Source organism: Arthrobacter sp. FW306-07-I (assembly GCF_021800405.1).
GTDB lineage: Bacteria > Actinomycetota > Actinomycetes > Actinomycetales > Micrococcaceae > Arthrobacter.
Map to the genome: position 1 here is coordinate 968419 of NZ_CP084550.1, position 23259 is coordinate 991677.

Sequence of the window (23259 nt, forward strand, 5' to 3'; positions counted from 1 at the left end):
CTCAACCTTGGTCCCGCCAATTCCGTGCCCTTGCCGAGCGCCCGTCGATGGGCCCACAGGACTCCGATGGCTATTCCCGCGGGCTCAGGCCGATGAACGCTCCCAGCTCCTCCACGGCCGCAGGCTTGTGCGGCATGTAGCTGGTGAGCTCCGGGGACCGGACGATGACTGCCCGCCACTGGCCACGGGATACAGCCACGTTCATGCGGTTCCGGTTCAGCAGGAATTCTGCGCCCCGAGGTGCCTCGGCCACCGCCGAGCAGGCCATCGAAACCAACACCACGGGTGCCTCTTGACCCTGGAACTTGTCCACGGTGCCCACCCGAACCTCCGGCAGTGCGGCCTCTGCCAGGTGCCTTCGGATTAGGTGAACCTGGGCGTTGTACGCGGCCACCACCAGCAGGTCCTGCTGCTCCAGGGGGCGGGCCTCGCTGCCGGCACCGGCAGTCCACTTGAGGCCGAGATGGCGTTGGACCTGCCGCACCACTTCGTCGGCCTCTTCCTTGGACGCCGTGGTGTTGCCGGTGTGGTTGACGAAGACGGTCTCCACCCCCGGTGCCATCCCCTCCAGTTCGCGGTGGGCCGCGGCCGGAGCCGACTTCAGCTTTCCCTCGTAGCTGAGGATGGACACGGCGCGGCACAGCTCCGGGTGCATGCGCCAGCTGTCGGCGAGGAAGTAGCCCAGGGCCGCGGGAAGGGTGGCATGCCCGGCGGCGAGCCAGCCGAGGGCGGACTCATCCACGGGTTCGGGGTGGGCTCCTTGGGAAACCTGCGGGAGCTGCTGGGGGTCACCCAGCAGGAGCAGTCGATTACCCGCGCGGCTGACCGCAAGTGTGTTGGCCAACGAGAACTGGCCGGCCTCATCAATGACCAGGAGATCGAGCGAGCCGGCGGGGACCTCCTTGCCGGTCATGGTCCATGCGGTGCCACCCACCAAACATCCGCCAGGTGACGACAGCAGGCGGGCTACGTCGCCTTCGGAGGTGAGCGTCCAGGGAACATCGTGGGGGGACCCCAGTTTCTTGGCCACCACCTGAGGATCCACTCCGCCCGTCTCGATGGAGCGGCACAGAAGGTTTTCCACGACGTTGTGGGACTGGGCAACTACGCCGATCTTCCAGCCTTCAGCGATGAGCCTGCCGATCACATGGGCCCCGACGAAGGTCTTGCCCGTCCCCGGCGGCCCCTGTACCGCCAGGTAGGAGTTGTCCAGGTCCCGCAAGGATTCAGTAATGGCCCCCGCGTAATCGGCCGCACCATCACTGCCATGCAGTACGTCGGCCGGTCCCTGGAGGGAGCGGAACCGCGGCGGGAGCTTGCGCAGGATATCCAGTCCCGGCTGCGCGGGGAGGGACGGGACTGAGGAGCCGACGGCGCGCGCAATTTCCGCGATGGCGGCCTCGATGTTGTCCGTGGCGATGGGTTTGTCCTCGGTGAGGGCCACTGGAAGGTGCGCGTAGGCAGCAACTTTTCCGGTCTCACGCTCGGCGATGGTGATCAGGGTGTGCCCGGGATTGTCGGGCGCGGCCTCCAGCTCATGGATCCTGGTTCCGAAGGTGTAGGCCCTGGTGCCGGGAAGCGCATCGGGGGCAAGCATTCCGTCGGGCCCCGGCGGGTCGTACAGCCGGCACCAGGTGGAGTCGGCGCGGAAATCAGAGCCCTCGGTCATGGTGCCGCGCAGCTTCAGAAGCCGGGTGCGCATCCGTTCCCTTGGCTTTGCCAGGGCCCAGTCCGAAACGACTTCGGCAGAATCAACCACGAAGACGTTCCGTTGGTCGGACCAGTTATCCATCGGTGCCTCGACCCGGTCGAAGTGCTGCCACCAGAACTGCTTGCGTTCGCGCCGGTGGTACCCCGTGGCGGCGGCCACCATGGCGATGGCACGTTCGTCATTAGTCCAGGGGCGATTGTCCGGCAGGGCAGCCAGGTATGCGCGCAGCTTGCCCTCCTCCGGTGTCTCCTCAACCGGCGTAGCGTCACCCTCCGCATTACCGGCAATGCCCGCTAGTTCGGCCGGACCGGCTTCGGGACCACTGGCGCCTGCACCAAGCCCGCCTTTATCCACCGCTCCTGCCGTCCGGCCGCGCTTCAGGGAAGCACCGGCTTCCTCTCCCAGCTGGAGCAGCCAGTCCCGCAGCCGCAGTGTGGAGAGGCAGTCGTACTGGTTGTAGTCCGAGATGGAAGCCAGGATGGCGGCCGCATCGTCCTGGCGCCCTTCATCACGGGCGGCGCAATAGGCGGCGTAGGCAACCACCGAGGCTCCAGCGTCCTTGACGTCCCCCGAGCGCAGGTTGTCGCCCATGTAAAGCGGCTCAAGCTTCTTGATGGAATACGACGCGTCCGAGATTCGGATGGAATGCCGCACCGTGGCGTAGAGGTCCACCAGCAGCCCCTGCCGCAGCCAGTCATCCACCGTCTCCTCGCCGGCCTGGTGGGCGAGGGAAAGGTTCCTTAGCGCAGTCTTTTCGTACGGGGCGTAGTGGTACACGTGCATGTCCGGGTAGGTGGCGCGGCGTTTCTCCACATACTCCAGGAAGTCGAGGAAGGCGCGGCGTTCGCCGGAGCGGGAGTGCGCCCAAAACGGACGGAACACTGGATGGTCTTCAGCCCCCGCCACCGGGGCCTCGATGACGCCAAAGAGGTACTCGATGCCCCAGGCGCCGGTGGCAGGATCCTGCCACAGCGGATCGCCTTCGAAGTCGAAGAAGATGTCGCCGGCGCTTGGTGCCGGAAGGGACCCGATCACGGTCTCCTGAAGAACGGTGTAGGAGACCGTGTGCGGTTCACCATCCTTAACGTAGGTGCGGGACCCCGCCGGCTCATCCAGGCCCAGCTGCATCCGGGCCTGGGCGCGGAGCCGGACCACGGAGTTCTTTGCGTCCGCGGCCGGCATGGCCGCCAGTTCATCGATGGTGCTGACGTTGGCTTCGTGAAGTTTCCGCCGCTGGACAACGGACATGCCTGCCACCATCAGCAGGTCCCTGTGCAGCTTGACCTGCTCGGCGCAGTAGTCGCAGCGTCCGCAGTGCACGATGCCGGGCTGCTGCCACTGCACCGGGGTATCGCCCCCGCGGTGGTCTGAGGTGAGCTGGCGGAAGCACCGGCGCCGCTCCCGGAACAGCGGCAGCAGGTCCGGCAGTGAGTGGCTGCTGCGCAGCCAGTCGTCGCCCACCCGGGTGCCCAGGACGAGGGTGACCACCGGCGACGGTTCCAGCCCCATGCCCAGGAGTTGGTCGCCGTACGCGGCAAGCTGAAGGAGGGCCCCTGCCTTGGCGTGCCGGGCGAGTTTGGTGTCCCAGACCTCGTACCGCCCAGGGTTTCCCGTTCCGGCGGCCTCGTTGACCAGGAAGTCTGCGTAGCCCAGGAATTCGCCGTCGAAGAAGGTGGCCTGGAACACCACGTCCGCACCGGACCGGAGCGCCAGTTCGGTTTCCGCGTGCTTTGCCTGCAGCTCGCCGCGGAGGTTTTCGCCGCGCTCCAGCGAGTAGACGCCCGAGCCCCGGCTGGCGTCCCACTCGCCGTACTTCGCCACCAGGCTGGCAAGCACCGTCTGCTCGTGCCGGTCGCCCAGCTCACCCGCGCGCTTTTGCATCTCGTCAACGGCGAACTCTGCCTTGGGTGCACGGCCCAGCTTTTCGTCCAGGATCCGGAGCGTGCGGTACTCACACTCGGAGGCAGCCACCAGGTCACTGGCCGAAAAGACCAGGTCCGGTGGCGAACCGGAGTCAGTTTCAACACCGGCAGCGTGGAGCAGAAACACGGGGCCTCCCCAATGACAGCCGGACCCGGAGACGGTTTCCGTGGCCCTGTTTTCGTGGCTGGAACAAACGTAGCAAGAGGGACCGACAAAGACCGGACAGGCCCTCAACAACAACGGACCCGGGCGTGAACGCCAGGCCCGTCTTGGCAAAAGCCGGCAGGTCAGCTTTCAGCTGCGGCTGCCCGGACCTGGGCCTTGTCATGTTCCGCGTGGGCCTTGCGGATCAAGTCCATGAACTCGGTCTCGTTGCGGACCAGGCGCTTGTACTTTTCCGGGAGCTTGCGGATCTGGGTCTCCTCCCGGCACATCCTGGCGAAGATCTTGTCGCGTTCGGCCATGTCTGTTTCGTAATTGAGGTCCAGGTATTCGGTGGCGTGCCGCCTGGCCCCGGACACGGCGTTCTTGGCCTTGCCCTTGGGGCTGAAGATGGACGCGAGGATGGTCACCACCAGGACACCCAGGATGACGCCCAGGGAGACTCCGGTGCTGACTTCCACCACGTTGACGTGTTCGCCGTCGTTGATGAACGGGAGGGTGTTTTCGTGCAGGGCGTGCAGGATGAGCTTCACGCCAATAAAGCCGAGGATGACCGCCAGCCCGTAGGAGAGGAAGATCAGCCGGTCCAGCAGGCCGTCGATCAGGAAGAACAGTTGGCGCAGGCCCATCAGCGAGAACGCCGTGGCGGTGAAGACGACGAACACGTTCTGGGTGAGGCCGAAGATCGCCGGAATGGAGTCCAGGGCGAACAGGATGTCCGTGCCGCCGATGGCCACCATCACCAAGAGCATCGGAGTCAGGACCCGCTTGCCGTTCTCCACAGTGAAGAGCTTGTCGCCGTCGTAGTGCTGCGACGCCGGCAGGAACTTCCGGGCGAGCCGGACCACCAGGCCTTCGGAGTCGTCGTCGTGGCTGTCCGGCTTGAGCAGGTTGCCCGCAGTTACCAGCAGGATGAGCCCGAAGATGTAGAACACCCAGGCGAAGCTGTTGATCAGTGCCGCACCCAGGAAGATGAACGCCGTGCGCGCGATCAGGGAGAACACAATGCCGAACAGCAGCACCTTTTGCTGGTCGGCCCGCGGCACCTTGAAGCTGGCCATAATGATGAGGAAAACGAAGAGGTTGTCCACGGACAACGCCTTCTCCGTGACATAGCCGGCAAAGTACTCGGTGCCCATGTCGGGGCCGCCAAACAGCAGTACACCCAGCCCGAACAGCACGGCAATTCCCACATAGATCGCCGACCAGGTGGCCGATTCCTTGATAGTGGGGGTGTGGGCCTTCCGGACGTGGAAGAAGAAGTCGAAGGCCAGCAGCCCCACGATTCCCGCAATGGTCAGGGTCCAGGCAAACGCAGGTACTTCCACGCGGGGGGCCTTTCGTTGGAGGGTCCCCCCAGCCTACCTAAGAGGGCTTCAGGAGTTGGTTTTCCACGACGGCGGACCGGGACAGGGTCTTGTACCCTTCCTGCTCGAAGAGCACGGTGATCACATCGTCCTCGTGCCGCATGACCAGGCCTGGCCCCCATTCCTTGTGGACCACTGCTGACTGGAGCGGGAACGGCTCATCGCCGGCACCGGAAGCCGGTGCGCCGCCGTCGGACGCTGCGCCCTGCTGTTTCCTGCCGGCCTTCTTGTTCGCCTGCTTCTTGTCCGGCTTGCCTTCCTTCGCTGCGTCAACGGGAGCGGCGGCAGCGGCAGCGCAGCCGTCACAGTTGCCGCAGGGCTCGGGCAGGTCCTCGCCGAAGTAGCCCAGCAGGAACTGCCGGCGGCAGCCGTCCGTCTCCGCGTACGCGCGCATCATGGTGAGGCGGGACTGGTCCACCCGCTGGCGGGCTTCGGCGAGTTCGACGGCGTCACTCACCAAGGTGGGCAGCTTGGCTTTGGACGTCAGCCGGACGCCGCGCTTGCCAACACCCACCGCACCGATCTCCTCCAGCTGGTTCACCAGGCCCGTGACGCGGCGGGGCTTGAACCCCGTCAGCTCCGCGAGGGAGGACTTTGGCGTGGCGGCGTGCGCAGCCTTAAGTGCCTTCAGCACCGCGAGGAGGGAGTCGGGGTCGGGGGAGTGGGTGCCGAAGAATTTGCGCAGCCCCAGGTCCTCAGAGCGGTAGTGCAGGACGGCGGAGGCAGGCTCGCCGTCCCTGCCTGCCCGGCCGATCTCCTGGTAGTAGGAATCCAGCGATTCCGGGATGTCGGCGTGGACCACAAAGCGGACGTTCGGTTTGTCGATACCCATCCCGAAGGCAGTGGTGGCCACCACCACGTCCAGCTTGTCGTCCAGGAACAGCTCGTGGATGTGTTCGCGGTCCCCGGCCGAACGGCCCGCGTGGTAGGCCTCGGCGCGGAGCCCCTCCTTGGCCAGCTTGGCCGCGTACTTCTCCGTGTCCTTGCGGGTGGCGGCGTACAGCAGCCCCTGTCCTTTCCTGGTCAGGTCCGCAACCTGCTCCAGCACCGCTTTGCGCTTGCCCTTGTCCTCGTGGTGCCGGACAACGTCAAGGCGGATGTTGGGCCGGTCGAAGCCGCGGACCAGGACCAGCGGGTCCTTCATCCCCAGCCTCTCCACGATCTCGTCCCGCACCGGCGGGGAAGCCGTGGCGGTCAGGGCTGCCACGGGCGGGTTACCCAGTTGCTCGCGGACATTGCCCAGGCCAAGGTAGTCCGGGCGGAAGTCATGGCCCCAGGACGAAACACAATGTGCTTCGTCCACCACGAACAGCGAAATGTCCAGGGCCTTGATCCGGTCCACAGTTGATTGTTTAGCCAGCTGCTCCGGGGCAAGGAACACGAACACGGCCTTGCCGTCCTCAACGGCGTTCCACGAAGCTTCGACGTCGGCGTCGCTGTGCGAGGAGTTGATTGCCACTGCCGCATCGGTGCCCAGGTCCTGGGACAGCCCGTCCAGCTGGTCTTCCTGTAGGGCAATCAGCGGTGAAACCACGACGGCGGGACGTCCGGTCTGCTGGTGCAGGTGCAGTGCCGCGACCTGGTAGATCGCGGATTTCCCGTAGCCGGTGGGCATCACAGCCAGGACATCGCGGCCGTCCACGAGGGCGGCCATGCCGGTCAATTGGCCGTCCCGGAGGTGGGGGAGGGAGAAGGCTGATTCAGCAAGGGCCCGGAGGGCAGGTTTGTCGGACATGGAACGGGCTCCGCAGGCAAGAAGAGAGAGCGGCCGCTTGCTTCAGCCGTAGCAACCACCCTACGCCAGCCCCGCCCCGCCGTCGTAAATTCCCGCCAGTGGCGCCCTTCCAGTGTGGGCGGCCCGGACCCGCATAACCGTTGCCGGCCTTCAACGGGGATGCGGGTCCGGGCCGCCAGCAGCGGGGTCCTGGATGGTTACGTGTCGATGGTGGACATGTTCGGGTAGCGGGCACCGGCCGTTGCCCCTGCGGGCGCCAGTTGGTCCAGCAACTGGAGGTCCTCCACACCAAGTTCGACGTCCACGGCGCCAAGGTTTTCGCGCAACCGTTCCCGTTTCTTCGTGCCGGGGATCGGGACCACGTGCTCGCCCTGCGCCAGCAGCCAGGCGAGCGCAAGCTGGCCCGGTGTACAGCCCTTCCGGTCGGCCAGCTCCTTGACCCGGTCCACCAGCTCCAGGTTGCGGGTGAAGTTTTCGCCCTGGAAGCGCGGGGAGTGTTTGCGGAAGTCGTCCTCGGCAAAGTCATCCACGCTGCGGATCTGCCCCGTGAGGAAGCCGCGGCCCAACGGGCTGTAGGGGACGAACCCGATGCCGAGCTCCGCGAGCACGGGAAAGACCTTGGTCTCCGGCTCACGCTCCCACAGTGAATACTCGGTTTGCAGTGCCGTGATGGGGTGCACCGCGTGGGCCCGGCGGATGGTCTCTGCCGACGCTTCGGACAAGCCCAGGTGCCGGACCTTTCCGGCCTGGACCAGTTCCGCCATGGCGCCCACCGTGTCCTCGATGGGAACAGTCTTGTCCACCCGGTGCTGGTAGTAGAGGTCGATGTGGTCCACCCCCAGCCGCTGGAGGCTGGCATCGCATGCTGCCCGGACATATTCGGGGCGGCCGTTGATGCCCACCCACGAGCCGTCCTCGCGGCGCTCATTGCCGAATTTGGTGGCCAGCACAACGTTTTCGCGGCGCCCGGCGATGGCACGGCCCACCAGCTTTTCGTTGGTGAAGGGGCCGTACATGTCGGCGGTGTCCAGCAGCGACCCGCCGGCGTCCAGGAACTCGTGGATGGTGGCGATCGATTCCTGCTCGTCGCCGTCGCCGTAGAACTCGCTCATGCCCATGCAGCCAAGGCCCAGGGCGGAAACTGTCAGTTGTCCAATGGTGCGTGTTTTCATGCCGTTCTCCTCAAGGTGGAACTTGCTTGGGAACCGGCCAGCCGGCGTTCTTGGAGGCCGGTTGGTGCAGCGAAGGCCACTATAGGCACTTCCCCTGTGAATACTCCGGTAAACAAGAGGCTTCCTACCCCTAGACCGCTTAGGGGGCCGTGCCTAGACTGGGCGAATCCCCACCCGGGAACCGGTATCTGACCACGCCAAAGATCAGTAAGCACCAACGGGCCAGGGCTGTTTCCCCGAGGGATGTCCCACCTACCCAGATCATGGCCGTCCCACCGGACGCCTGACTATAGGAGTGATAGATGACAGGGAACAAAGCCGTTGCCTACAAAGAAGCGGGCAAGGTTGAAGTAATCGACATTGACTACCCAACGTTCGAGCTCAAGGACGGGCCAGGGGTCAACCCCGCGAACGTGGGACGCCCGGTGAACCACGGGGTGATCCTGAAAACGGTGGCCACCAACATCTGCGGCTCGGACCAGCACATGGTCCGCGGCCGCACCACGGCCCCGCCCAATCTGGTGCTCGGCCATGAAATCACTGGCGAAGTGGTGGAAGTGGGCCGGGACGTCGAGTTCATCAAGGTGGGCGACCTGTGCTCGGTGCCGTTCAACATCGCCTGCGGCCGCTGCCGGAACTGCAAGGAACGCAAAACCGGCATCTGCCTGAACGTGAACCCTGACCGCCCGGGCAGCGCCTACGGCTACGTGGACATGGGCGGCTGGGTGGGCGGCCAGGCCAACTACGTCCTGGTGCCCTACGCGGACTGGAACCTGCTGAAGTTCCCGGACAAGGACCGTGCCATGGAGAAAATCATGGACCTGGCCATGCTCTCGGACATCTTCCCCACCGGGTTCCATGGTGCAACCACGGCCGGGGTGGGCGTTGGCTCCACCGTGTACATCGCCGGCGCTGGTCCAGTGGGCCTCGCAGCGGCCACCAGCGCACACCTGCTGGGCGCCGCCGTCGTGATTGTGGGCGACATGAACGAGGGTCGGCTGGCACAGGCGCGCAGCTTCGGCTGCGAAACCGTGGACCTCACCCAGGGCGAGCCGAAGGACCAGATCGAGCAGATCCTGGGCGTGCCGGAAGTCGACTGCGCCGTTGACGCGGTGGGCTTCGAAGCCCGCGGCCATGGCAAGGGCGCGCAGGAAGCACCTGCAACCGTGCTGAACACCCTGATGGACATCACGGCGGCGGGCGGTGCGCTGGGCATTCCCGGCCTGTACGTCACGGGCGATCCGGGCGGCATCGACGAGGCAGCCAAGAAGGGCTCCCTGAGCCTGAGCCTCGGCACGGGCTGGGCGAAGTCGCTGAGCTTCACCACGGGCCAGTGCCCGGTGATGAAGTACAACCGTCAGCTGATGATGGCCATCCTGAATGACAAGGTCAACATCGCCAAGAACGTCAACGCGAAGGCGATCCCGCTGGAGGATGCACCCAGGGGCTACGCAGAGTTCGACGCCGGCGCAGCCACCAAGTACGTCCTTAATCCGAACGGCTACTTGAGCTGATTCGGCGGTAGTGCCTTCAGGGAACCACCGCTTGCGGAAATAGGTGCTGCCCGTGCAGGGTTAGGCTTTGCACGGGCAGCACCACCCGCAAACAAAGGAGTTCCCTTGAGCGACATCACCATCCGCCACAGCCCCGAGCGCGAGCGCTTCGAGCTCCTGGACGCCGGCAACGTCATTGGCAAGGCGGCGTACAAGGAGTACGACGGCGGGGAGTCGCCGCAGCGGATTTTCTACCACACGGTGGTCAACGAGGAATACGGCGGGCAGGGACTGGCCGGCCGCCTGGCCACGGCTGCCCTGGACAGCACCGTGGAGTCGGGCATCGCCGTCGTTCCCGTGTGCCCGTTCATCAAGAAGTTCCTGGCCAAGCACCCTGAATACCGGGGCAGCGTGGCTGCGGTTACCCCGGCGCACCTGGAGTTCCTGGAGACAGCGCTCGCTGCCCGCACCCGCGGATAGCCGGATTTCGGCGCGCAAAGCCGTAATCGACGCGCATATTCCCTGGCGCGCCCACAATTTGGTGCGCGCAGAGTAATTGGCGCGTCGACATGGATTTCGCCCGTCGCTGAGGATTCCTCTGGGTCTCAGCAAGGTGGCGCGGAACACCTGCAGGCCTTCAGGAAGCTCCCAACCTCCGGTGATTTAATCGGCAACGTCAGCGCGGCTCATGGCCGCGCTGACGTTGTTTGTATTTATCGAGGCGGGACAGGAGCCCTTGTATGTCCGAGCACCCCTTGGTGCCCACACCAGGCCGCGATGCTCCGCCGCCCGCACCGCGCAAACCCAGTCCCGGCAAGCCCGGTTCCAGCAAGGCCCAGGGCAACCGACGGCTGCTGATCCTGGCGCTCATCGTGGTCCTGGTGATCGTCGGCACCATCACCCTGGCGGTGGTCCGGTCGGAACCGCGGTCGGGTGCAGTGCTCCCCACCCCGCCGGCCGTGCCCGCGGCGCCGGTGGCGGCAGCCCCGCCCTCGTTGCAGGACAGCGTGGACAACATCCTCAGTGAAGCGGACGAATACAGGATCGGGCTGGCGCTCGCCGACGTGTCCGGCGGCGCAGAACGGACATTCGGGGATCAAAGCACCTTCACGGCAGCCAGCACGGCGAAGATCCTGACCGCCGCCGCCTATTACCACCTGGTGGAGGAAGGGCAGGCCAGCCTGGACGCACCCATGGGCGACTACGACGCCGCTTTCCAGCTCAAGGCCATGGTCAATGACAGCAACAACGATTCCTGGCTGCTGCTGATGGACGCCGTGGGTTACCCGCAGCTGATCGCCTACGCGGATTCCATCGGTGTCACGTATGACCCCGAACAAAACCTCCTCACCGCCGCGGACATGGCGTTGATCCTGAAGAAGCTGTACGCGGGGGAGCTGCTGGACAAGGACAACACGGACCAGTTGCTGAGCTACATGCAGGACACCAATGACGAAGACCTCATTCCCGCTGGTTCACGGGCGGGAGTGGACGTCCACCACAAGTACGGGGAGGTGTCCGGCGAACTGCATGACGCAGCCCTGCTCAGTTACGGCGGGTCCACATTCGCGCTGGTGATCTACACGGAGAACCCGGACGGCGTGGCGGATGATGACCAGGCGGAGGTCATCCGCGACCTGACCCGGGCGGTGGAGGACGCGCTGTTCCCGGTGGGCCTGGCCGGCAAGTAGCGAACGCCACACCGCGCCGGGAGGCCGCCGAGTCGTCCCCGGCGGGCGCTGTGGGCCAGACTGTTACCGTGAGCAACAAACCCCGGACTGCCCTGGCCGTCGCCGGCCTCAGCCTGGGTACGGCACTGAACCCGCTCAATTCGTCCATGATCGCTGTCGCCCTGGTGGTGCTGCGCGCGGACTTCGGGCTCGACGTTGCTGCCGTTACCTGGGTTATTACCTCCTTCTACCTGGCCTCCGCCGCCGGCCAGCCGGTCATGGGCAGGCTGGCAGACCGGTTCGGCCCGCGCCGGATGTTCATGCTGGGCATGGCGCTGGTGGCTATCACGTGTGCCCTGGCTCCGCTGGCCCCGAACTTCGCGCTGCTCTGCGTCGCGCGGGCGGTCATGGCGCTGGGCACCGCCACGGCCTATCCCAGCGCCGTGGTGATGGTGGGGGCGCTGGCCCACGAGGCAAAGGTTGATACGGCACGTCCGCTGGGCCGGCTGCAAATGGCCAACACGTCCGCAGCCGCGGTGGGTCCGGTCGTCGGCGGCCTGCTGGTGGGCTTCGTGGGCTGGGAATCGCTGTTCCTCATCAACGTTCCGCTGGCACTGGCAGCGCTGCTGATCGTGCGGAAGGCCGCGCCACCCGACAAGGTCCGGGAGCACGGCAGCGTGGCAGAGCTGGTGCGGGACTCGGACGTTCCCGGCATCGCTGGCTTCATCGGTGCCCTGCTGCTGGTCATGATGGCGGCACTGAACGTGGCGCCGGACTATCGCTGGCTGATGCTGGCCGCCGGAACCGTCCTCGCGGCACTGTTTGCCTGGCGGGAGTTGCGCTTTGCCAAGCCGTTCCTGGACCTGCGGCTGCTGGGCCGGAACCGGCCTTTGATGCTGATCTACCTGGCCTTCGCCGTGTTCAGCAGCGTCTACTACTTTGTCTTCTTCGGCCTGCCCCAGCTGCTGCAGGAAGCCGGCGGCTACGATCCCGGCGTCGTGGGCCTGCTGATGTTGCCGCTGGCGGGCATGTCCGTGACCGCCACCCCGTGGGCCGTCTCCGCGATGGGAAGGTTCGGGGTCCGGCGGGTGCTGCTGGCCGGCGTCGTCCTTTTGACCGTGGTGGCGGCGCTGATGTGGCTGCTGACCGGGACACTGGCGATCCCGTTCGTGGTGGTCCTGACCGCGCTGATGGGCGTGCCCTACGGCACCGTGAGCATCGCCTCCAACCAGGGCATGTTCCTATCCACCCGGCCCCAGGACCGCGGCGTTGCGGCCGGCATTTACCAGACCTGCCGCTACGTGGGCGCGATTACCGCCACGGTGATGATCGGCGTGTTCGCCGCCGGCGGGGTGCACCAGGAGAGTTGGATGCGAATGGTGCTGGCCATGCTGGTGCTCTGCGCCCTGACGTTCGGGATCTCCGTGTTCTGGCGGCAGCAGAAGGCGTAGCCCCATCCCTGGGAAGGGGCCGGGGCCCCTAGGAAGCGCCCGGGGGAGGGTGCCATGCTGGGCCCATGGGAAACATGATGACTCTTGGCAACGCCGAAACCTCGGTCCAGGCGTACGTCAGTGAACCGGCCGGGACGCCCAAGGGCGGGCTGGTGGTGGTCCACGAAGTGTGGGGCCTGGTGGGGCACACCAGGGACGTGGCAGACCGTTTTGCTGCGGAAGGCTACCTGGCGGTCGCCCCGGACCTGCTGTCCGGAGCCGGGGGTGTGCCGGATCTCAGCGGGGAACTGCAGGAGGCCGCCTTTGATCCCCAACAACGCAGCAACGCCCAGCCGCGCCTGCGCAAGCACATGGCGCCCATCCGTTCCCCTGAGTACGCCAAGCACGCCGTCGCTGCGCTGCACGTGTGTTTCGACCACCTGGAAGGCGTGGCAGGACTGACCGGCCGCGTCGCCGCAACGGGCTTCTGCCTGGGCGGGACGTACACGTTCTCGCTGGCCGTTGCCGAACCCCGGTTGCGCGCAGCCGTCCCCTTCTACGGGCACGCCGAATTCAAGGACGCAGAGCTGCGCGCGATCAACTGCCCCGTCCTGGCCTTTTACGGGCAGCAGGACACAGCTCTCATGGAGGAGCTGCCCGGGCTGAAAGCACGGATGCGGGCAGCCGGGGTGGACTTCGAAGCGGTGGTGTACCCGGGCGCCGGCCACGCCTTCTTCAACGACACCAACAAATACACCTACAACGCGGAAGCCGCCGCCGACTCCTGGACCCGCACGCTCGCTTTCCTGGAGCGGAGCCTGGAGGAGTAGGAGCGGCGGCTGCTTGCGCTGACGCCCGGCCACGAGCCCTACCAGCAGGGTTTGCCGAAACCCGGATCAGTGGCAGCAGTGTGCCTCACGGTCGTCTTGGACCTTGTCACCTGTCTGGTGGGAGTCCTCCCGTTCCCAGCACTGCCGGCTACCGTCCGTGGTCTGCTCCCGGTAGTGCTGGCCCCTCTCGATGAGTTGCCCGTCCCGTACGAGTGTGTGCGAGTGCGTCTGGGTCCGGATGGCGGTGAGAACAGTTCCGCCGTTGGTGGCGGTCAGGGTGTCCGTGTAGTTGCTGGCGGACGAGGTGGACTGGATGCCGCTGCGGGTCGAAACCTGGTGGGTGACCGCGGTGCCCGTGCGGTAGTCCTGGTAGCTGCCGTAGACCGTGCACTCGTTGAACTTGGTGACGTCCGCGCCGTTGCTGCCCGCGGCCTTCGCGGGGGCTGCAAAGGCCGCAGCGCCAAGGGCCAGGCGGCGCCGATGAGGGTGGTACGTTTCGTGAACATGGCAATGTGTCCTGCCGGGGTAAGGGAGCACGTGCCCTGTGCCCCGATGGTGCAGCGGAAACAGGCCCCCAGCCGCTCCTGGCCCCAACGGCCAGCCGCCCCTTAACTGTGGGTGCCGCCCGCTCCCGGCCGTAGGGCCATCGGTCCCATGAGGGAGCCGGTGCGGCTTAGGAGCGGCGGAGCCACGCCGGGCCACTCGGAGCAAAAACCTTTGGGCCGCCGTCGTACTCCTTTCAACCAGTCAGCCGGACTGGTTTGGGGTTGGCGTGACGCGGACCCGGGCTATCCGCAGCCGGTCCATGCTGAGGACCGTCAGGACGTAGCCGGGGATCTGGACCCTGTCGCCCGCAGTGGGGAGGCGGCCCAGGCGGTCCATCATGAACCCGGCCACTGTCTCGTAGTGGCCCTCCGGCAGGGCAATGCCGGACGCCGCGGTGAACTCCTGGAGGATCAGGCCGCCATCAACGTCGATGGTGCCGTTGGCCATGCTGACGCGGTCCTCATGCTCTGCGCCGGTGTCGTACTCGTCGTAAATTTCGCCGACCAGTTCCTCCACCAGGTCTTCGAGCGTCACCACGCCGTCCGTGCCGCCGTATTCGTCCACCACCAGCACGATGTGCTGGTTCGTCCTGCGCATCCGGGACAGCGACGGCAGTACCCGGTTGGTCCCCGGCATGGCAAGGATCTCCCGGACGATGTCGCGCACCGGCGCCTGGTCCTGCACTTCGCCGCCCGGCATCAAATCGCGGATGTGCACAAAGCCCAGGACGTCGTCGGGACTGCTGCCAATGACCGGGAACCGGGAATAGGGGCCGTCGCGGACCATTTTGCGGGCATCGGCGATGGTCATGGCGCCGTCGATGAAGATGACCTCCGTGCGGGGACGCATCACCTCCTGCAGGGTCCGGTCTCCGGCACCGAACACGTCGGCCAGGATGCGCCGGCTGCTCTCTTCGAGCATTTCGTTCTCGGCCACCATGTCCCACAGTTCCTCGGAAGTGATGCCCGGCCGCTTGGCGCGTGGGTCCCCGCCGAAGAGCCGGACGGCGGCGTCGGTGGAGACGGACAGGAGCCAGATGGCGGGCCGCATGATCCTTGAAAGGCTGATGAGCGGCGGGGCCAGGACCCTGGTGAAGGCGACGGGGCTTTGCAGCGCCAGCCGTTTGGGCGCCAGTTCGCCGAGCACCAGGGACAGGTAGGCCACCAGCAGGGTCATGCCGATGAAGGACGCTGGCCCGGCCGCCGCACCCAGCCCCAGGCCTTCCAGGAGGGGGACGACGCCGGGTGCGATCGCCGAGGCGCCATAGGCTGCCGAGAAGAACCCGGACAGGGTCACTCCGATCTGGACCGTGGAGAGGAACCGGTTGGGGTTGCGGGCCAGGGCTGCTGTCCGGGCCCCGGTGTCGCCCGACTTTTCGATGCGGCGCACCTGGCTTTCGCGCAGGGACACCAGGGCCATTTCCGCCGCGGCGAACACCCCGCCCAGCAACACGAAACCGAGAACCAACGCGATATTGACCAGGGCACCGCTGTCCATGACACGACCTTACCGAGCTACGGGCCCGGTGGCGCGTGCCTGTTGCCCTGCTGCTCAGGAAACGGCAGGGCGGGGCCGAAGCCGAAGTGCCTGCATCCCGCCGTCCACTGCCAGGTCAACTCCGGTGGTGGACCCGGAGAGCGGGCTGGCAAGGTAGACCACAGCTCCCGCGACTTCCTCCGGGGAGACCAGCCGGCCGTGCGGCTGGCGTGCTTCCAGCGCCGCCCGTTCCGCGGCGGGATCCGGTGCGCTGGCGAGGAGCCGTCCGATCCACGGAGTGTCCGCAGTCCCCGGGTTCACGCAGTTGACCCGGATGCCCTCCTGCAGGTGGTCGGCGGCCATGGCCAGGGTGAGTGACAACACGGCCCCCTTGGTTGCGCTGTAGAGGGCCCGCTGGGGGAGCCCGGCGGTGGCTGCAACAGAGCAGGTGTTGACGATCGCCGCGTGGCTGGACCGGCGCAGGTGCGGCAGGGCAGCCCTTGACACGCGGACCATGCCCAGCACGTTGACGTCGAACACCCGGTGCCACTCGTCGTCGTCGTTGTCCTCAATGGTGCCCTGGGCACCCACCCCGGCATTGTTGGCCACGACGTCGATCCCGCCAAGCTGCTCCGCAGCCTCTTCGATGGCCCGGCGGACGGAGGCGTAGTCGGAGACGTCGCAGTGGATGGCTTTGACTCCCGCCGGTGCCTGGTCAGGGTTAAGGTCCAGTACCGCGACCTCAGCCCCGCGCTCCTGGAGCAGTTTGGCTGTGGCGGCCCCGATCCCCGACGCTCCGCCGGTGACGATTGCCTTGATTCCCGCAAACTCCATTGTTTGGTCCTTTCGTGATTAGCCCTGGAAGAATTCCTGGCGCTGGCGGCCCAGTCCAGCCACTTCAAGTTCGACGACGTCCCCAGCCTTTAGGTAAGGGAAACGTCCGGACAGGGCCACTCCCTCCGGGGTGCCGGTGCAGATGAGGTCCCCCGGCTCCAGGACCAGGAACTGGCTGAGGTCATAGATCACCTGCTCCACGCCGAAGATCAGGTCGCGGGTGGAGGAGTCCTGGCGGATTTCGCCGTTCACCCAGCTGCGAAGCCGCAGGTCGCGGGCATCCACCTCGTCGGGGGTCACCAGGTAAGGGCCCGTGGGGCAAAAACCCGCGCAGCTCTTTCCCTTGGACCACTGCCCGCCGGATACCTCCAGCTGGAACGTCCGCTCCGACAGGTCGTTGACGGTGACGAAGCCCGCGATGTAGTCGAGGGCCTGGGAGGGGGAGTCCAGGTAGGAGGCGCGCCGCCCGATGACCACGCCAAGTTCCACTTCCCAGTCGGTCTTGGTGGAACCGCGTGGAATGGCCACCGCATCGAACGGCCCGGCCACGGTGTTGGGGGCCTTGTGGAAGATGATGGGGACCGAAGGGGGTGCGGAGCCGGACTCCGCGGCGTGGGCTGCGTAGTTCATGCCCACACAGATCACCGAGGACGGCCTGGCGATCGGGGCACCGATCCGGGCTCCGTCAACGGCGAGTTCCGCCAGTTCACCGGCGGCCAGTGCTGCTGCCGCCCGTCCTGGCCCATCGGATTCCCAGAAGTCGGCGTCGATGTCGCGCGTCACGCGCTCCAGGGAGTAGTACTTCTTGTCGTGGAGCACGGCAGGGGTTTCCTTGCCGGTGGCACCTATGCGCGCAAATTGCATTCGTTTCTTCTTTTCTCGGTAGTACGTGATTGTGCTTTCAGGCGATCAGTCCGCGCTCGCGCAGGTCAGCCCACAACTCTGTCGGGACGCTTTGGGCGGCGAGGTCCAGGTTTTGCTTCACCTGCGCCGGCGTCCGCATGCCAAGGACGACGCTTGTCACGGCGGGGTGCTGGTACGGGTAGTGGAGGGCGGCCGCCGGCAGGGTGGTCCCGTGCGATTCGCAGATGTCCGCCAGCAGGTTCGCCCTGTCCAGCAGTTCCTGCGGGGCAGGTGCGTAGTTGTAGGTGGCGTTGGCGGCTGGGCGTTCCTTGGACAGCAGCCCGGAATTGAAGACGCCGACATTCACCACGCCGACGCCGCGTTCCACGCACGCCGGGAGCAGGTCCCGGGCCGCGCCTTGCTCCAGCAGTGTGTACCTTCCGGCAAGCATGATCACGTCGATGTCCGTCTCGGTGACGAACCGGTGGAGCATTTCGGACTGGTTCATGCCGGCACCCCAGGCGCCGATCACCCCTTCGTCGCGGAGCGCGGACAGGGCCGGGGCCGCGCCTTCGACGGCCTCGGTCCAGTAGTCGTCCGGGTCATGGATGTAAACGATGTCGATCCGGTCGGTGCCCAGCCGTTGCAGGCTTTCCTCTATAGAGCGCAGCACTCCGTCCCGTGAGTAATCGCGGACCCGGTGGACATTGTCAGGCACGTCGAAGCCCTCCGTGTCCTTGCCTCGGGGCGACGGGTTGGGCCGCAGCAGCCGCCCAATCTTCGTGCTGAGCACATAGCTGTCGCGGTCCTTCCCTGCCAGCGCGGCACCCAGGCGCCGTTCAGAAAGTCCCAGCCCGTAGTGCGGCGCGGTGTCGAAATAGCGCACCCCGCCCTCCCAAGCCGCAGTGACGGCGTCGACCGCTTCCTGTTCGGGTACCTCCCGGTAGAGATTGCCGATCGGTGCCCCGCCGAAGCCGAGCACCGGCAGCTGGATGTCAGTACCGGGAATGGTGCGGGTTTCTGCTTGCATGTCAGTCCTTCTCCTCTTGTGGGCTTGCCTGTTCTGCTGCCGTTTCCAGCCCGTAGGCGCGGACTGCGGTCTCCTGCGCAACCTTGCTGCGTTCGCCCTCCGACGCGCCCGCCATCGCGTGCTCCACAGTGGTGATCCAGTCAAGGTAAGCACCGGGGTGTGACAGGGAGACAGGGAAGTCGCTGCCGACCATGCAGCGCTCCGCCCCGAAGAGAGCCAGCGTTTCCTGGATGAACGGCAGTGCCTGGGGAGCCAGGGCACGCTCCGGGTCAGCTTCTGCGCCGGCACCGGAGATTTTGACGACGAAGTTGCCGCACCGGGCCAGCTCCTGCATGCCGCTGCGCCAGGCGGTGAGCTCTCCGCTGGCAATGGGCGGCTTGCCCATGTGGTCCAGCACGATCGCGAGGCCGGGCACGCGGCGGGCGAATTCGGCCAGCGCTGCAAGCTGCCACCAGCGGACACACGCGTCGAAAACCAGCCCTGCGCCGGCAACCTGCCGTGCTCCCGCCAAGGTGTCAGGATGCAGCATAAAGGATTCGTCCCGGTCCTGGAACAGCTGCCGCACGCCGCGGACCAGGGGCCGTTCCAGAAGTTGGCCAAGGTCCTTCTCGACGGCTTCGCCCTTGCTGATGGGGGCAAACGCCACGATCCCGGCCAGCTGGGGCCAGTCCGTCCGAAGGCCCGACACCCAGTCCACTTCCTTCAGTGCCTGGTCATCACGGCAGTCGGCCTGCACGAAGACGGCGCCCCGCGTGTTGTAACCGTCGTACGGAAGATCCGTCGGCAGGAAAGGCTTGTTCAGGGCCGGAGCCTCGGCCAGCCAGGCGTAGTCCAGCACGGCCGGATCCCAGACGTGGACGTGTGAGTCAACCACCTGCAGTGAAGGCACCTTCATCAGGCCGTGCCGTCGGGCCGCACGCCGATGGTGAGCAGCAGGTTGGCGTAGTGCCGGGTGTCGCCGCTGGCAATGACGACGGCGACGTTGGGCGAGCGTGCGGCGTCATAGAACTCGAAGCGCTGATGGGACGTGATGGGGACTTCCGTGCCCAACGTCCGTTCGTAGCCCTTGACGGCCTCCGTCCAGTTTCCGTCCGGCGGGGTCATCACTGCCGCGGCCTCCAGGGGGACGGCGTCGACCAGGACTTCGAGGATCTGGTCAATCGTCAGCAGGCCGGGCCGCAGGTTCAGGGCAATGCGACGGGCCGATGCGGGTGCTCCGGTGTTGTGCGGGTAGTTGGCGTCGGCAACAAGGATCTGCGAGCCGTGGCCGGATTCCGCGAGAGCGGCCAGCAGTCCCGGATGGGTCAGGGTGTAGTTGATCATGCCTGCGCCCCAAGCCGTGCACTCGCGAAGGCAACCTGGCCGGGTTGGTTGCCCGCCCGCCAGGCCTGTTCCGCCTGGCCGCTGTGGGTTCCTGACCAGTAGCTGCCATAGGGAAAGGCATATTCCTGCAGCGTCTCCTGCTTGAGTTCGGCCGAATATCCAGGATTTGCCGGCATCACGTAGGCGCCGTCCTTGATGATGCACGGGTCCACGAAATGCTCATGCAGATGATCGACGAACTCGGTCACCCGCCCCGTCAGGTCACCTGACACCGCGATGAAGTCGAAGATTGAGAGGTGCTGGACCAGCTCACACAGACCCACCCCGCCGGCGTGCGGGCACACCGGAATGCCGAACTTGGCCGCCATCAGCTGGACTGCGAGTACTTCGTTTACACTGGCGAGCCGACAGGCATCGAGCTGGCAGTAGTCAATCGCGCCGGCCTGGAAGAGCTGCTTGAAGAGCACGCGGTTCATGCCGTGTTCGCCCGTGGCCACTCCGATGGGCTGTACAGCCCTGCGGATCTCGGCGTGCCCCAGGACATCATCGGGACTGGTTGGCTCCTCGATCCACAGGGGGCTGAATTCGGCCAGTTGCTTCACCCAGTCGATAGCCTGCGGAACATCCCACACCTGGTTCGCATCGATCATCAGGTTGGCGTCGGGACCGATCACCTCCCGTGCAATTGCGAGGCGGCGGATGTCATCCTCCACGGATGCGCCCACTTTGAGCTTGATGTGGCGGTAGCCCTGGTCCACAGCCTCCTGGCACAGCCGTCGGAGCTTCTCGTCGGAGTAGCCCAGCCAGCCGGCGGACGTGGTGTAGCAGGGGTAGCCGGTTTCAGTCAGTTGCCGGAGGCGCTCGTCCCTGGTGGGGGCAAGGCGCGTCAAGAGGCCCAGCGCTTCTTCCCGGGTGAGGGCGTCCGAAAGGTAGCTCAGGTCGGCGGCGTCAACAATTTGCTCCGGGGTCATGTCCGCCAGGAACCGCCACAGAGGCTTCCCTGCCTGTCGTGCAGCGAGGTCCCAGACGGCGTTCATCACTGCGCCGAGGGCCAGATGCTCCACGCCCTTGTCTGGTCCCAGCCAGCGCAGCTGGGAATCGCGCTTGAGCTCCCGGTATGTCTCCCCGAGGTGGAGTCCGATCTGGTCGGCGTCACGTCCCATGAGGGGCCGGGCCCTCAGTTCGATGGCGGCGGCGCAGATTTCGTTGCCGCGGCCGATGGTGAACGTGAACCCGCAGCCGTACAGTGTGGGGTCGTCTGTCCTCAGCACGATGTAGGCGGCGGAATAGTCGGCATCATGGTTCATGGCATCCGAGCCGTCCGCCGACAGCGACGTGGGAAACCGTACGTCAAACACATCGAATCCGGTGATCTTTGGCAAGCGATTCCCTCCGGTCCAGAAAGTCCAGGTGACTTCCCCGCGGTCACCTTTACATCTGATGAATTTTGGTCTTTTCCGTGACACTATAGGACGCAGCCCGGTTTTCCAACCAATAGATCGGATGAAAGTGTATGAATGATAGATCCGCAGGAGGCGTCGGGGCAGTGGACCTCGTGTCCGGCGGCCCTATGTCGCAAACCGACGTCGTGATCACCGGTGTAAAGCACATGCTCTCTTCCGGTCGGCTGCGGCCGGGGGACCGGCTGCCCGTTGAAAAAGACCTTGCTGCGGAGTTGCAGGTGTCTCGTGGGTCCCTGCGTGAAGGGGTCCGTGCCCTGTCCACCATGGGGATCCTGGAAACCAGACAGGGTGCCGGTACTTTCGTCACCACCCTGGAGCCCTCTGCCCTACTGTCCGCCCTGGAATTCTGGGTGGGCCTACAGGATGGAGAACGGGCCAACCAGGTGCATACAGTGCGACGCGCGCTTGAGACCGAGGCCGCTGCTGCAGCCGCCGTTTCCATTACCGAGCAGCAACTGGAGCAGGCTGGGCACATCCTGGATCGGGCACACGCCGCCATTCATGCCAAACCCGTCGATCATGACGTAGCCATGCAATGCGATCTTGAGTTTCATCGGCTGATCGCGGAGTCATCCAGGAACCATGTGCTGTCCGCCCTAATTGAAACGGTCTCCACCACGACAGTCCGCGGACGGATGTGGCGGTCAATCCATGATGCTGCCGGACTGCGGACTACCCATGGCGAGCATCTGGGCATTTTGGAAGCACTGAGGCGGCACGATGCTGACCGTGCCCGGACCAGAATGGCTAACCATCTGTATGCCGTGGAGGACTACGTCACGGCCATCCCGGACCGCGAACTCCAGAATCCTGCCGTCACGACGAATGTCCACAGCACACCAAGAGTTGGAGTGAAACATGACTGACAGCATCGCCACGCCTGAAGAGTGGAACAACCTATCCCGGCCAGTCCCGGAGTGGTTCCAGAATTCCCCCTTCGGCATCTTCATTCACTGGGGCGCCTACTCCGTCCCCGCCTGGGCGGAGCCGATCGGCGCCCTTGGCACCATAGATGATAACGAGTGGTTCAAGCACAACCCTTACGCCGAGTGGTACTACAACACCATCCGCATTGACGGCAGCCCTGCCCAGCAGCACCACCAGGAAGAGTTTGGGGGCGAGGACTATGACGCCTTCCTGGACCAGTGGAAGGCCGAACAGTTCGATCCGGCGGACTGGGTGGAGCTGTTCAAATCCGCCGGAGCTGATTACGTGGTTCCCACCACGAAGCACCACGATGGCATTGCCCTCTGGGACGCCCCGGGCACGGGGGAGCGGAACACGGTCCACCGTGGTCCCCGCAAGGACCTGATCGGCGAGATTGCCCGTGCCGTGGAGGACAAGGGGCTGAAGCTGGGCCTGTACTACTCCGGCGGCCTGGACTGGCACGTGCGCCCCTTCCCGCCGCACACCACCAGCGAAAGCGTCCACGATACGTCCCGCCCCAAGGACGCCGGCTACGCGGAGTACGCCTACAACCACGTAGTGGACCTGGTGGACAAGTACCGTCCCCACGTCCTGTGGAACGACATTGAATGGCCCGACGCCGGCAAGCACTTTGGCGAGCATGGGCTGGGAACGCTGTTTGAGCACTTCTACTCCGCTGTTCCGGACGGGGTCGTCAACGACCGTTGGGGCGCTACCCACCAGGATTACGGCACCAGCGAGTACGAAGCCGCCAGGGAAAACGAGTCCGAATCCGAGTGGGAGAACTGCAGGGGCATCGGATTCTCCTTCGGCTACAACCAGGTGGAAGGCCCGGAGCAGTCGTTGACGGGCCAACAGTTGGCCCGCCACCTGACGGACGTAGTATCCCGTGGCGGCCACTTCCTGTTGAATGTCGGTCCGCGGGCTGACGGCACCATCCCCGAAATCCAGCGCCAGGCCCTGACCGACCTCGGAAAGTGGATGGCCACCGCCAAGCAGTACCTCGTGGGGGCCCGTCCGCTTCAGGACGGTCCCGGGGCAAGCGGCGATGACTCCTGGATCCGCTGGGTGGACCGCGGAACGGAGGTAGTGGCCTTCGTTGACTCGCTGGACGACGGAACGGAAGCCGCCTTGAAGCTGGACGCGGGCAGGTTCGACGTGGCGCAGGCATCGGTGGCGGGGCCCGGCGGAACTGTCGAGGCCGCTGCAGATGGACTCAAAGTCACCCTGTCACCCGACCGGCCCGGCCCTGCCATCGTCCGCATTCCCCGGACGTAGTCCCGGAAGTACCTCCACGACGGCGGCCGTCCCACCTCGGGGCGGC

At 65.8% G+C, this 23259-nt stretch carries 19 protein-coding genes; 7 read left to right on the top strand and 12 right to left on the bottom strand.

Annotation, left to right across the window (positions count from 1 at the left end; genetic code table 11):
- Nucleotides 1–70: 70 nt before the first annotated feature.
- The 4 genes from LFT46_RS04555 to LFT46_RS04570 all read right to left on the bottom strand — a co-directional run bounded on the left by LFT46_RS04555 (nucleotide 71) and on the right by LFT46_RS04570 (nucleotide 8070).
- The gene (locus LFT46_RS04555) at nucleotides 71–3760 is read right to left on the bottom strand and encodes a TM0106 family RecB-like putative nuclease (protein WP_236821374.1); all 3690 of its coding nucleotides are present in this window, start codon (nucleotides 3758–3760) and stop codon (nucleotides 71–73) included.
- A 161-nt stretch (nucleotides 3761–3921) separates the two neighbouring features.
- Entirely contained in the window at nucleotides 3922–5124 is a 1203-nt protein-coding gene (locus LFT46_RS04560) for a TerC family protein (protein ID WP_236821375.1), read from the bottom strand.
- A gap of 37 nt (nucleotides 5125–5161) precedes the next feature.
- Nucleotides 5162–6898, bottom strand: coding sequence for a RecQ family ATP-dependent DNA helicase (locus LFT46_RS04565; RefSeq protein ID WP_236821376.1), 1737 nt, complete (start codon nucleotides 6896–6898; stop codon nucleotides 5162–5164).
- A gap of 197 nt (nucleotides 6899–7095) precedes the next feature.
- A complete protein-coding gene (locus tag LFT46_RS04570) occupies nucleotides 7096–8070 on the bottom strand; it encodes an aldo/keto reductase (protein WP_236821377.1) in 975 nt (324 codons plus the stop codon).
- A 302-nt stretch (nucleotides 8071–8372) separates the two neighbouring features.
- Here LFT46_RS04570 and fdhA point away from each other — a divergent pair, with 302 nt between their 5' ends.
- From fdhA to LFT46_RS04595, 5 genes are all read left to right on the top strand, one after another.
- On the top strand, nucleotides 8373–9584 hold the full coding sequence (gene fdhA / locus LFT46_RS04575) for a formaldehyde dehydrogenase, glutathione-independent (RefSeq protein WP_236801269.1): 1212 nt from the start codon (nucleotides 8373–8375) through the stop codon (nucleotides 9582–9584).
- Between the two features lie 105 nt (nucleotides 9585–9689).
- Nucleotides 9690–10043: a GNAT family N-acetyltransferase gene (locus LFT46_RS04580; RefSeq protein ID WP_236821378.1), complete on the top strand. Its 354-nt coding sequence runs from the start codon at nucleotides 9690–9692 to the stop codon at nucleotides 10041–10043.
- Nucleotides 10044–10303: 260 nt separating this feature from the next.
- On the top strand, nucleotides 10304–11254 hold the full coding sequence (locus tag LFT46_RS04585; RefSeq protein ID WP_236821379.1) for a serine hydrolase: 951 nt from the start codon (nucleotides 10304–10306) through the stop codon (nucleotides 11252–11254).
- Nucleotides 11255–11322: 68 nt separating this feature from the next.
- Nucleotides 11323–12684, top strand: a complete 1362-nt coding sequence (locus LFT46_RS04590) for an MFS transporter (protein WP_236821380.1) — start codon at nucleotides 11323–11325, stop codon at nucleotides 12682–12684.
- 65 nt (nucleotides 12685–12749) lie between these two features.
- The gene (locus LFT46_RS04595; RefSeq protein WP_236821381.1) at nucleotides 12750–13493 is read left to right on the top strand and encodes a dienelactone hydrolase family protein; all 744 of its coding nucleotides are present in this window, start codon (nucleotides 12750–12752) and stop codon (nucleotides 13491–13493) included.
- A 66-nt stretch (nucleotides 13494–13559) separates the two neighbouring features.
- On the opposite strand, the gene LFT46_RS04600 is transcribed toward LFT46_RS04595, so the two are convergent.
- The 8 genes from LFT46_RS04600 to LFT46_RS04635 all read right to left on the bottom strand — a co-directional run bounded on the left by LFT46_RS04600 (nucleotide 13560) and on the right by LFT46_RS04635 (nucleotide 20927).
- Nucleotides 13560–14030, bottom strand: coding sequence for a hypothetical protein (locus LFT46_RS04600; RefSeq protein ID WP_236821382.1), 471 nt, complete (start codon nucleotides 14028–14030; stop codon nucleotides 13560–13562).
- A gap of 210 nt (nucleotides 14031–14240) precedes the next feature.
- Nucleotides 14241–15536 (bottom strand): hemolysin family protein, encoded by a 1296-nt coding sequence (locus LFT46_RS04605; RefSeq protein ID WP_236821383.1) that lies wholly within the window; start codon nucleotides 15534–15536, stop codon nucleotides 14241–14243.
- Between the two features lie 54 nt (nucleotides 15537–15590).
- Nucleotides 15591–16349, bottom strand: a complete 759-nt coding sequence (locus LFT46_RS04610) for an SDR family NAD(P)-dependent oxidoreductase (protein ID WP_236821384.1) — start codon at nucleotides 16347–16349, stop codon at nucleotides 15591–15593.
- 18 nt (nucleotides 16350–16367) lie between these two features.
- Complete coding sequence (locus LFT46_RS04615; RefSeq protein ID WP_236801277.1) at nucleotides 16368–17213, bottom strand: fumarylacetoacetate hydrolase family protein; 846 nt, start codon at nucleotides 17211–17213, stop codon at nucleotides 16368–16370.
- Nucleotides 17214–17250: 37 nt separating this feature from the next.
- On the bottom strand, nucleotides 17251–18222 hold the full coding sequence (locus LFT46_RS04620; RefSeq protein WP_236821385.1) for an aldo/keto reductase: 972 nt from the start codon (nucleotides 18220–18222) through the stop codon (nucleotides 17251–17253).
- 1 nt (nucleotide 18223) lies between these two features.
- Nucleotides 18224–19096 (bottom strand): amidohydrolase family protein, encoded by an 873-nt coding sequence (locus LFT46_RS04625; protein WP_236821386.1) that lies wholly within the window; start codon nucleotides 19094–19096, stop codon nucleotides 18224–18226.
- A 20-nt stretch (nucleotides 19097–19116) separates the two neighbouring features.
- On the bottom strand, nucleotides 19117–19545 hold the full coding sequence (locus LFT46_RS04630) for an RbsD/FucU family protein (protein ID WP_142130903.1): 429 nt from the start codon (nucleotides 19543–19545) through the stop codon (nucleotides 19117–19119).
- The gene (locus tag LFT46_RS04635; protein ID WP_236821387.1) at nucleotides 19542–20927 is read right to left on the bottom strand and encodes an L-fuconate dehydratase; all 1386 of its coding nucleotides are present in this window, start codon (nucleotides 20925–20927) and stop codon (nucleotides 19542–19544) included. The genes LFT46_RS04630 and LFT46_RS04635 overlap by 4 nt, the downstream gene beginning before the upstream one ends.
- A gap of 131 nt (nucleotides 20928–21058) precedes the next feature.
- Between LFT46_RS04635 and LFT46_RS04640 the strand changes: the two genes are divergently transcribed.
- Entirely contained in the window at nucleotides 21059–21874 is an 816-nt protein-coding gene (locus LFT46_RS04640; protein ID WP_236821388.1) for a FadR/GntR family transcriptional regulator, read from the top strand.
- Complete coding sequence (locus LFT46_RS04645) at nucleotides 21867–23213, top strand: alpha-L-fucosidase (protein ID WP_236821389.1); 1347 nt, start codon at nucleotides 21867–21869, stop codon at nucleotides 23211–23213. The genes LFT46_RS04640 and LFT46_RS04645 overlap by 8 nt, the downstream gene beginning before the upstream one ends.
- The last annotated feature ends 46 nt before the right edge of the window (nucleotides 23214–23259 follow it).